Below are 9,899 nucleotides of genomic sequence, written 5' to 3' on the forward strand. Positions count from 1 at the left end.
ACGGCGGACGATACCGGGACGCCGATCGGTCACGAGGCGGGTGAGCGGCGATGACCGATCGACACGACGCGTCCGTCGAGGACCTGATCGATCGCGTCGAGCGCGAGAAGCGCGCGGTCGACGACGAGGGCCGCGAGGCCGCCGTCGCCGCCCAGCACGAGCGCGGGAAACTCACGGCCCGCGAGCGGATCGACTACCTCTGTGACTCCTTCGACGAGATCGGCAAACTCGCTGCGCCGGCACCGACGACGCCGGAGACGGCCGACTGGGAGCGCAAGGACGCCCCGGCAGACGGCATCGTCACCGGGATCGGCGAGATCGACGGTCGGCCGGCGGCGGTCGCGGCGACCGACTTTACCGTCAAGGGTGGCTCGATCGGCCACACCGGCGGGACCAAGCTCAAGCGCGTGATGGAACTCGCCCTCGAACAGGGGTATCCCGTCGTCCTGCTCCACGACGGCGGCGGCCACCGGATCCAGGAGGGGTTAGACGCCCGGCCGTTCGCACAGGGCGACGCCGGCCTGACGACGCTCCAGACGAAGCTCTCGGGCTGGGTCCCGACCGTATCGGCGATGATGGGGCCGGGCTTCGCCGCCGCGACGAACTGGGCCGCGATGTCGGACTTCGTGGTGATGGTCGAGGGGACGAGTATGATGGGCGTCGCCGGCCCCTCGCTCGTCGAGGCCGCGCTGGGAACCGACCTCAGCAAGCAAGAACTCGGCGGCGCGCGGTTCCAGACCGCCGAGACGGGGATGGCCTCGCTCGCCGTCGACGACGACGAGACCTGTCTCGACGCGATCCGGACCTACCTCTCGTACCTGCCGCGGAACGCACGGGCCGATCCCCCGATCGACGACGCTCCGAGGCCGCCCACCGACGACGCCAGCGAGCGACTCGTCGACGTGATGCCCGCCGACCCGAAGAAGGGGTACGACGTCGACGCGATCGTCGAGGGGATCGTCGATCGAGAGTCGTTCTTCGAACTCAAACCACGGTTCGCGCAGAACGTCGTCACCGGTTTCGCGCGCCTCGACGGCCGATCGATCGGCGTGATCGCGAACAATCCCCGGATCAAGGCGGGAACGATCGACGCCGGCGCGTCGGACAAGGCCTCCCACTTCGTCAGCATCTGTGACGCCTTCGGCCTCCCGATCGTCCTGTTGACCGACGTGCCGGGAGTCATGCCGGGGCCGGACTCCGAGCGCGAGGGGATCGCCCGCCATTCCGCGAAACTCCCGTTCGAACTCAACCGCGCGACGGTACCGACGCTGAACGTCGTCCTCCGACGGGGGTACGGCTACGGCTACGTCGCGATGGGCGGCGGCCGATCGACCGACAACGAACTCACCGTCGTCTGGCCGACGGCCGAGATCGCCGCCATGGGGATCGAGGGAGCCGTCGACATCGCCTACCGCAAGGTCTACGAGGCGGCCGACGATCCCGAGGCGAAACGCCAGGAACTCATCGACGAGTTCGTCGATCGGACCGGCCCCGTCCGCGCCGTCGAAGAGATCGGTATCGACGCCGTGATCGACCCCCGGGACACCCGCGATCGGCTCCTGGGCGCGCTCGATCGGGACGGGCCCGACCGCGAGGAAACGTGGCCGCCGAAAAAGCACCCGATCAACCCGATGTAGTCGCTCCGTCGAAACGCTATTCGCCCGAGGATCGGGGAGAAATGAGCAGCGGAACGCGTGTCGAAATGATTTTCTCCGTTTCTGTAGTATACATCCCATGTCGAACACGACGATCGTCGACTTCATCGAGGAGTGGCAGACTGGCTTCTTTCTCATGCTCGGCAGTCTCATCGCGGGCAGTATCGGAGGGGTCCTGTTTGGGCAGGTTGGGCTGAACACGATCGGTGGGTTCGTCGTGGGGGTTCTGCTCACGTTCCTCGGCGCTTCGTACGTCCTCTATGGCCGTTGAGAGGGTCGAATCCGAGTGATCGATCCCTCCTCGAGCGTCAGCGCGCCGCTCGTGACTGGGATCAACCGAATCGGACACCGGGACGATCGCCCACTGCGTCGACGCGGTAGAGGGAGCGTCGCCCGGGTCCCGCCGCGCCGCCGTCACTCGAGTGCGTCTCGATACTGTCCCACAACGTCGTCCGCGGGCGGGCCGTCCGCCCTGATCTCTCCGTCGACGATGATCGTGACCCGGTCGAACAGGTCGGCGAAGGCGGCGACGTTGTGCGTCGAGACGACGACCGTCCGATCGCCCGCCCGGTAGGATTCCAGGAACGATCGGATGCGCCGCCGGGAGTAGTCGTCGACGTCGGCGAGCGGTTCGTCGAGGAGGAGGTACTGCGGCCGCTTGACCAGCGCGAGGCCCAGATCGAGCTTCTTGCGGAAGCCGCCCGACAGTTCGTCCGCCCGGCGGTGTTCGGCGGGGCCGAGCCGGAGTTCCTCGACGAGCGTGTCGAGCCACGATTCCGGCGGCGGATCGTCGACGAACCCGCGAAAGACCGCAAGGTTCTCCCAGACGGTCAGATCGGGGTAGTATCGCGGCTCCTGGAAGCTGTAGCCGACCCGCGCGGTCTCGGCGTCGACCCGGCCGCTCGTCGGGCGTGCGAGCCCCGCCAGCAGGGCGAAGAGGGTCGTCTTTCCGGAGCCGTTCGGCCCGATCAGGCCGTGGAACCGCCCCGGTTCGAACGCGATCGAGACGTCGTCGAGGGCGGTGGTCGGACCGTACCGTTTCGTGACGCCCGACAGGGACAGCGTCGGGGTGGCCGTTCCGACGGCTTCGCTGGCCCTCCCGTCGGAATCGTCGGCCGCAGCGGTGTCGTCGGCGTCGGCACTCGGTTCGCCCGCCTCGATGTCGGTCTCGTCGGTGGTGGAATCGGTCCTCGTCACGCGTCATCGCCTCCGCCGGTAGACGACCAGGCTCAGTTTCAGGACGACGATCGCGGCGACGAGCGTCGCCGCGAGCCACAGCAGGTAGTCCGCGTACAGCGCCGCCGGCGCGTCCCGGAGCATCGTGCTCCGGGTCGCGATCGCCGAGTAGTGGGTCGGCAACGCCCGCGAGATCGATCGCTGAGTCGTCGAGAAGAAGCCGACCGGGTAAACGAGACTCGAGAGCGCGACGACGCCCAGCGCGAGCCCCAGGTTGGCGAACAGCGCGGTCTTCGCGAGCCCGGAGACGAACAGGACGGCCAGCCCGATCGCCGCGAGATAGCCGAACGTCACCCCCAGGACGGCGAGCGTCGACGGCGACAGCGCCGCCACGTCGTAGCCGAGCCACGCCGTCACGGCGGCGACGACTCCGGCCGGCACCGCGAGCACCGCCCCGTAGAAGAGCAGTTTACTCGCGACGACGGCGTCGAGGCTGGACTCGGTCTGGAGCCGATCGAGCACCAGCCGTTCCGAGCGCACCTGGTAGGGCAGGTAGACGAGCGCGTAGAGGACGACGAACGCGAACAGCCCGGTCGGAACGAGGAACTCGGAGAGGGTTCGCGGCTCGTCGACCTGCTCGTGAGCGACGCTGACGGTCGCCGGGAAGGTGCGATCGAGTTCGGACTCGGCGACGCCGACGGTCTCGTCGATCGGTTCCTGGAACGGAACGAACGCGTGATCCGAGACGACGGTCACCGTCGCGTTCGCGTCTTCGTCCATGAGCGTCCCCGGCACGCGGATCACGAGGTAGATTTGCTCGCGCTGCAGTGCCCTGATCGCCTCGTCGTTCGTCTCGTACTCCTCGGCCGTCGCGAACGACGCGAGTCCGGCACGAACGATCGCGACGTCGTTCTCGCTCGCGTCGTCCTCGGCGACGATCCCGACCGGGACGTCCTGCGGAATCGTCTGTTCGAAGACGACGGTCCCGCCGGCGAGCGCGCCGGGAAGCAACACGAGCAGGACGATCACGAGCCCGAGGTTGCGACGGGCGGCGATCGTCTCCTTTCGAAGCAGGGCGACCAGGTCCACGCAGTCACACCTCGTCGAGCAGGCGCAGGATCGCGTCGACGTCGCCCTCGTAGGAGAGCCACACCGACGTCCCCTCGTGCGTGACCTCGACCGCCTCGAGTTCGTCCGTGATCTCCTCGCCGGCGATCAGTTCCTGGGCGACCGAGTTCTCCATCAGGTACCCCAGTAGCCCCCGGACGACGTCCCGGAGTTCCGCGGCAGTCGCCTCGTCCGCGACGTGCATGCCCGCGTCGACGGCGACGCCGTCGTCGGTCGCGTCGTACGTCCGGGTGGTCGCCTCGACCTCGTCGAAGACCTCGAAATCGAGTCCCGGGGCGAACTCCTCGAACTGTTCGGGAACGATCGATCCGGACTGGTCGCTCGCGACGGTCACGTGCGCGTCGTCGGCGTCGTCGTAGGCGTCACGAACCGGACCCGAGACCGCGTCGGCGTCGCCGTATCGGACGTCCAGCGACGCCCGCACGGCCGCCTCGTCGCCGACCACGTAGCGGCCGTCGCCGTGGACGCCGACGAACGTCGCCTCGCCGGCGGGTTCGTCGTCGGCCCCGCCATCGAGTTCGGCGGCCGGTTCGTACAGGACCGGTTCGTCGTGGACGGTGCGCCGATCGTACTCGACGCCCGTCGTCCCCTCGATAGCCGCGACGAGTTCGTCCGCGGTCCAGTCGCCGTCGACGACGTAGCCGACCCCCGCTTCGTCCTCGGGGGCCACGTCGAACACGAGCAGTTCGTCCGCGGCCAGCGGGTCGAGTCCGGTCCGGTTCTCGAACGCCAGCACGCCGGTCCCCGTGCCGGTCCGATCGCCCTCGACCGCGGCGAGGTCGGCGAGCAGCCGGTCACCGCCGTCGTCGGCGAGCGCCGCGGCGTCGACGTGAACGAGCGTGCCCGCGTTCGCGGGGGCCTGTGCCACGGGATCACCGTCGACGTCGTCGCCGGATTCCTCGTCGGTGACGAGACCGGCACAGCCGGCCGTGACGACCAGCAACGCGACGCAGGTGACGAGCAGGAGGTGGCGGGGTCGTCGATCGCGACCGATCGACGAGACACGGTCAAACATGTTGAATTTCTCTCAGTCCGAACCGGTTAATGGTTCGGGTAGGTGCGCCACGGCGCACGAGTCCCGATCGGCGGCCAGCCACCGGCCACAGCGGTCGCGAAAAGACCGGCCCGGTCTCGACGGCCTGTCGCCCCAGCCCAGTCGATCCAGTCTCGACACCCGCCAGTCACGTCCCGGCGATCTGGAACGATCGCCAGACCGATATCGGGGCGGCCCAAAGGGGCGAATTATGGATCCGACGGAACTTCGCGAGACGATTCCCGCGCTCGACGACGGCACCTACTGCAACTGGGGTGCCGGCGGACCGAGCCCGCGCCGCGTCGTCGAGGCGGCGGAAGCGGCGCTCGAGCACCACGAGTACGACTCGCCGATGGAGACGGGGATGTATCCCGCAGCGTTCGACGCCTACGACGACGCCCGGGCCGCCGTCGCGGGCTTGCTCGGTGCCGCCCCGGACGAAATCGCGCTGACCGAGAGCACGACCGACGGCATCAACCGCGTCGCCGGGGCCATCGACTGGGACGAGGACGACGTCGTCGTCCGGACGGACCTCGAACACCCCGCCGGCGTCCTGCCGTGGCGACGCCTCGAACGCGAACACGGCGTCGAGGTGCGTGTGCTCGAGACCGATCGCGGAACCGTCGCTATCGACGACGTGATCGACGCAGTCGCCGACGCGACGCTGTTCTGCGTGAGTTCACTGACCTGGACCCACGGCACCCGCCTGCCGATCGCGGAGATCGTCGATATCGCGCACGACGCCGGCGCGATGGTGCTGGTCGACGCCGTGCAGGGGCCCGGCCAGGTCCCCGTCGACGTCGGCGAGTGGGGCGCGGACTTCGTCGCCGCGTCGGGCCACAAGTGGCTGCTCGCGCCCTTCGGCTCCGGCTTCCTCTACGTCGACGAAGACGTCGCGGACGGTCTCGTGCCCGCCGCGATCGGCTACCGGAGCGTCGACGACCCGAACGCGGCCGACTACCGATACCTTCCCGGTGGACGACGATTCGAGGTGGGAACGGCGACGCCCGCCGCTCACGCGGGGCTGGCGGAAGCGATCGCCATCCAGGAGGAGATCGGCATCGAGACCATCACGGACCGGATCGACGCGCTCACCGACCGCCTCGCGGACGGACTCCCAGAGGACCGGTTACTGAGCCCGCGATCGCCCGAGAGCGGCCTCGTGACGGTCGCCGTCGACGACCCCGAGGCCACCGTCGATCGGCTCGCCGAGGAGGGCATCGTCGTCCGATCGTTGCCCGATCCGGCGGCCGTTCGCGTCTCACTCCACGCGGTCAACACGGCGGCGGACGTCGACGCGGTGCTCGAGGCGTTGCGAGCACCCTGAACGCGCGCTCGACCTCGGTCGATCGGGTCCGCGAGCGAATCCTCCCACCGATCGGGAACTGTCGCATACCTGTAAGTCGATGTGCGACGAACGGAACGTATGTTCGACCGAATTCTCGTTCCGACCGACGGGAGCGGCCCGGCAAACGCCGCGCTCGAATACGCCGGCGAGATCGCGGCCGCGGAGGACGTGACCGTCCACGTGTTACACGTGATCGATCCCGACGCCGATCCGGCGGACGTGGAAACACCGCTCGAGAGCAGTCGCAAGTGGGCTGGTGACGCCGGAGCCCCCGTCATCGACGAGATTCACACCGGCGAGCCGCGGGACGCGATCCTCGAGTACGCCGCGACCCGCGACGTCGACGCGATCGTCATGGGAACGCGGGGACGGAGCGGGGTCGGCCGCCTCCTGCTGGGAAGCGTGACGGAAGGGGTCGTCCGCGACGCCGAGGTCCCGGTCCTCGTCGTCCGGGGTGCCGCCGAGGTCGAGCGGCAGTATCCGTTCGAGACGATCGTGGTCCCGATCGACGGCAGCGATCACGCCGACGCCGCCATCGAGCGGGCGCTTTCGATCGCTCGCCACCACGACGCGACCGTCCACCTCCTCTCGGTCGTCGACGTGACTCCGGCCGGGATCGACGAGCGGACCGATCTCAGGCTCGATCGGCTCGAGAACGCCGCCGAGCGGATCATCGACGACGGCGTCGCGACGGCCGAGTCGGCGGGCATCGATCCGGAGACCGCGATCCGGTACGGATCGACGGACCGAACGATCCGGAACTACGTGACCGAGCAGGACGCGACCCTGCTCGTGATGGGGACGCACGGCCGCAGCGGGATCGATCGGCTCCTCATCGGAAGCGTCACCGAACGGGTCCTGCGGACGGCGACGGTGCCGGTACTGACGGTCCGGGCAGCGGACGAGGACTAGGGCTCGATCGCCTCCGGGCGCGAGCGGCCGACTCAGTCGACGAACCCGGAGCGGACGTCGAACCGGGCACCGCCGGCCGCGCTCTCGGTGACCTCGATCGACCAGCCGTGGGAGTCGACGATCGTCGTCACGATCGAGAGGCCGAGCCCCGTCCCGTCGTCGGCGGTCGTGTATCCGGTCTCGAGGACCGCGTCCCGTTCCGATTCGGGGATTCCACGGCCGTCGTCGGCCACGTAGAACCCGTCCTCGGCGCAGCCGACGGTGATGGTGAGGTCCGAATCGCCGTCGGAACTCGCGCCCGGCTCCCTCGAGTCGAGACCGGCCGTCCGGGCGCGATCGTCGCCGGTGTCGACAGTCCCCGTGGGCTGGTCGCTCGCCGCGGACCGGGCGAAATCCCCCGTGGGAACGCCGTGGTCGACGGCGTCGTCGGCCACAGGCCGACTGCTCGCCGAACCGTGTTCGACGGCGTCCTGCCGAGGATGGGAGGCAGGGCTCGTGGAGCCATGCTCCACGGCGTTCCGAAACAGGTTCTCGAACAGCTGCTGGAGCCGTCCCGGATCGGCCAGCACCCGGACCTGCGGGTCGCAGTCGAGTTCGAACGACGCGGTCGGTGCGTCGACGTGGTCCCAGGCCCGCGTGACGACCTGCGCGATCGGGATCGGTTCGCGATCGTCGATCTCCTTGCCCTCGCGAGCGAGCGACAGCAGGTCGTCGATGATCGCCACCATCCGCCCGTGAGCCTCCTGGACCCGCTCGAACGCCGCCGGATCGTCGAGGTCGCGCGCTCGCTCGAGTTCGCCCATCGCGACGGTCAGTGGGTTCCGCAGGTCGTGGCTGACGACGCTCGCGAACTTCTCGAACCGGTCTTTCTGGCGCTCGAGTTCCCGCTCGCGACCGAGCCGATCGAGCGTCGCTTCCAGGCTCGACGCGACGACGCGTGCGAGCGTGACGTCGCTCTCGTCGAACGCGTCCGTCGATCGGGAGCCGACGACCAGGACGCCGTGATCGCCGAGTGGCAGGACGATCTCGCTCCGGATCGGCGACTCGGGAGCGGACACGGTCTCCGCCGCGCGGACGTCGTCGTGGATCACCTCGCGGCCGGTCTCGAAGACCTGCCGGGCGATCCCGTCGCCCCCGCCGAACCGTGGGTGAGCGTCGAGCGCCGCATCAGCGCGCTCCGAGACTGCAGCCGGCTCGAGTTCGTCGGCCGTCTCGTCGTACAGGAACACCCCGTTGAGTTCGAGGTCCAGCAGCTCCGACAGCTGGTGACTCGTCCTGATCGCGACCGCCTCGCGGGTGTCCGCCTCGAGCCACTCACAGACCGCATCGTGGAGGCGACGAAGCTGCCGTTCGCGGCGTTTCTGTGCCGAGATGTCCGCGTTGACGGCGACGAAGTTCTCGATCTCGCCGTCCGCGTTGGTGATCGGCGCGATCGTCTGGTTGACGACGTACGTCTCGCCGTCCTTGCGACGGTTGACGAGCTGGTTCTCCCAGACGTCGCCGCCGAGGATCGTCTCCCACAGCTCCCGGTAGAACGCCCGATCGTGGACGCCGGACTTGAGCATTCGGGGCGTGTTGCCGATCGCGTCCGCGGAACTGTAGCCGGTGACGCGTTCGAACGCCGGGTTGACGTACTGGATCGTCCCGTCGGGATCCGTGATGTAGATCGAGTGGCCCGCCCGCTCGATCGCCTGTCGAAAGCTCCGCAGGCGCTGTTTGCGACGCTTGCGTTCGGAGACGTCCCTGAAGAGCGCGACGACGAGCGGCCGCCCGTCCCGGTCGACGCGTTCGAAGGTGGCTTCCGCCCAGAACTCGTCTCCGCCGGCCGTTTCACACCGCCACTCGACCTGCTGGGTGCCCGACTCGAGCGTCCGCTGGACGACGTCGGTGATCGCCTCCCTCCGGCCGGGGCCGTCCGTCCGGAACCGCTCGATCGAGCAGGCGCAGGCGGCGTCGTGTCGACACCCGGCCAGTTCACACAGCCGCTCGTTGACGTCGACGACCGTGCCGTCAGCCGGATCGTAGACGACCGCGGCGTCGCCGATCGCGTCGAGGATCGCACAGCACCCGGGATCGCGCCGTGAGCCAGACGCTGCAGAAGGTGTCTCGGTCTGCTCGCGAGTCGACGCCGCCCGCTCGATCCGATCGACGAGCACGTCGTACCCGTCCGCTCGACGCACGTAGTCCGTCGCACCCGCACCAAGAACGTCGCTCGCGAGCGCTTCCGATCCGTCCCGTGGAAAGACGAGGACGGGAACCGAGGGATCGCCCTCGCGGAGTCGATCGAGGACGGCGACCGCGTCCAGTCCGTCGGACTCGTGATCGAGGACCACGCAGTCCGGCGAGTCAACCTCGACTCGCTCGAGGACCTCGTCGGGATCCGCGGTCGCCGTCACCGTCCCGGCGGGAAACCGCCGGGAAACGGCGTCGACGGTTTCGCGCCGGGCGACCGGATCGGCCACGAGACAGCACACGCGCGCCGTCATCGATCGACGTGCCGACTGACGCGATCGAATCCCTGACGGTCCGATCGCATCGCCGCTCGTCGATCGTCGACGGCACGATTCCCCGACACCCGCCATCCCTCCTCGTCAGTCGGCATCGTCTCTAGACTAGCGAGGTCACCAGATCGGCATAACGTTTCTTG

At 68.9% G+C, this 9,899-nt stretch carries 8 protein-coding genes; 4 read left to right on the forward strand and 4 right to left on the reverse strand.

The window, feature by feature from the left end:
• The first annotated feature begins 50 nt into the window (after nucleotides 1-50).
• Nucleotides 51-1,637 carry an acyl-CoA carboxylase subunit beta gene (locus tag MUN73_RS10405; RefSeq protein ID WP_250140399.1) on the forward strand — a complete coding sequence of 529 codons (1,587 nt, stop codon included), beginning with the start codon at nucleotides 51-53 and terminating at the stop codon, nucleotides 1,635-1,637.
• A gap of 97 nt (nucleotides 1,638-1,734) precedes the next feature.
• The gene (locus MUN73_RS10410; RefSeq protein WP_250140400.1) at nucleotides 1,735-1,926 is read left to right on the forward strand and encodes a DUF8144 family membrane protein; all 192 of its coding nucleotides are present in this window, start codon (nucleotides 1,735-1,737) and stop codon (nucleotides 1,924-1,926) included.
• Between the two features lie 143 nt (nucleotides 1,927-2,069).
• Here the strand turns inward: MUN73_RS10410 and MUN73_RS10415 are convergent, their stop codons facing one another.
• Genes MUN73_RS10415 through MUN73_RS10425 form a run of 3 tightly spaced genes read right to left on the reverse strand, consistent with a single transcriptional unit; the run spans nucleotide 2,070 to nucleotide 4,974 of the window.
• The gene (locus MUN73_RS10415) at nucleotides 2,070-2,852 is read right to left on the reverse strand and encodes an ABC transporter ATP-binding protein (RefSeq protein ID WP_250140401.1); all 783 of its coding nucleotides are present in this window, start codon (nucleotides 2,850-2,852) and stop codon (nucleotides 2,070-2,072) included.
• 3 nt (nucleotides 2,853-2,855) lie between these two features.
• Entirely contained in the window at nucleotides 2,856-3,920 is a 1,065-nt protein-coding gene (locus MUN73_RS10420) for an ABC transporter permease (protein WP_250140402.1), read from the reverse strand.
• A gap of 4 nt (nucleotides 3,921-3,924) precedes the next feature.
• On the reverse strand, nucleotides 3,925-4,974 hold the full coding sequence (locus MUN73_RS10425) for a DUF1818 family protein (protein WP_250140403.1): 1,050 nt from the start codon (nucleotides 4,972-4,974) through the stop codon (nucleotides 3,925-3,927).
• Nucleotides 4,975-5,203: 229 nt separating this feature from the next.
• Between MUN73_RS10425 and MUN73_RS10430 the strand changes: the two genes are divergently transcribed.
• Together MUN73_RS10430 and MUN73_RS10435 are read left to right on the forward strand one after the other, a co-directional pair.
• Nucleotides 5,204-6,319, forward strand: a complete 1,116-nt coding sequence (locus tag MUN73_RS10430; protein WP_250140404.1) for an aminotransferase class V-fold PLP-dependent enzyme — start codon at nucleotides 5,204-5,206, stop codon at nucleotides 6,317-6,319.
• A 99-nt stretch (nucleotides 6,320-6,418) separates the two neighbouring features.
• A complete protein-coding gene (locus MUN73_RS10435; RefSeq protein ID WP_250140405.1) occupies nucleotides 6,419-7,252 on the forward strand; it encodes a universal stress protein in 834 nt (277 codons plus the stop codon).
• A gap of 32 nt (nucleotides 7,253-7,284) precedes the next feature.
• On the opposite strand, the gene MUN73_RS10440 is transcribed toward MUN73_RS10435, so the two are convergent.
• Nucleotides 7,285-9,738, reverse strand: coding sequence for a hybrid sensor histidine kinase/response regulator (locus tag MUN73_RS10440; protein ID WP_250140406.1), 2,454 nt, complete (start codon nucleotides 9,736-9,738; stop codon nucleotides 7,285-7,287).
• Nucleotides 9,739-9,899: the final 161 nt, after the last annotated feature.

This window comes from Halosolutus amylolyticus, from assembly GCF_023566055.1.
GTDB lineage: Archaea > Halobacteriota > Halobacteria > Halobacteriales > Natrialbaceae > Halosolutus > Halosolutus amylolyticus.

What these genes read in the sequence shown, in the direction of transcription:
- MUN73_RS10425 (WP_250140403.1), bottom strand. Translation starts at nt 4,974, where the DNA reads ATGTTTGACCGTGTCTCGTCGATCGGTCGCGATCGACGACCCCGCCAC.
- MUN73_RS10440 (WP_250140406.1), bottom strand. Translation starts at nt 9,738, where the DNA reads ATGACGGCGCGCGTGTGCTGTCTCGTGGCCGATCCGGTCGCCCGGCGC.
- MUN73_RS10405 (WP_250140399.1), top strand. Translation starts at nt 51, where the DNA reads ATGACCGATCGACACGACGCGTCCGTCGAGGACCTGATCGATCGCGTC.
- MUN73_RS10410 (WP_250140400.1), top strand. Translation starts at nt 1,735, where the DNA reads ATGTCGAACACGACGATCGTCGACTTCATCGAGGAGTGGCAGACTGGC.
- MUN73_RS10430 (WP_250140404.1), top strand. Translation starts at nt 5,204, where the DNA reads ATGGATCCGACGGAACTTCGCGAGACGATTCCCGCGCTCGACGACGGC.
- MUN73_RS10435 (WP_250140405.1), top strand. Translation starts at nt 6,419, where the DNA reads ATGTTCGACCGAATTCTCGTTCCGACCGACGGGAGCGGCCCGGCAAAC.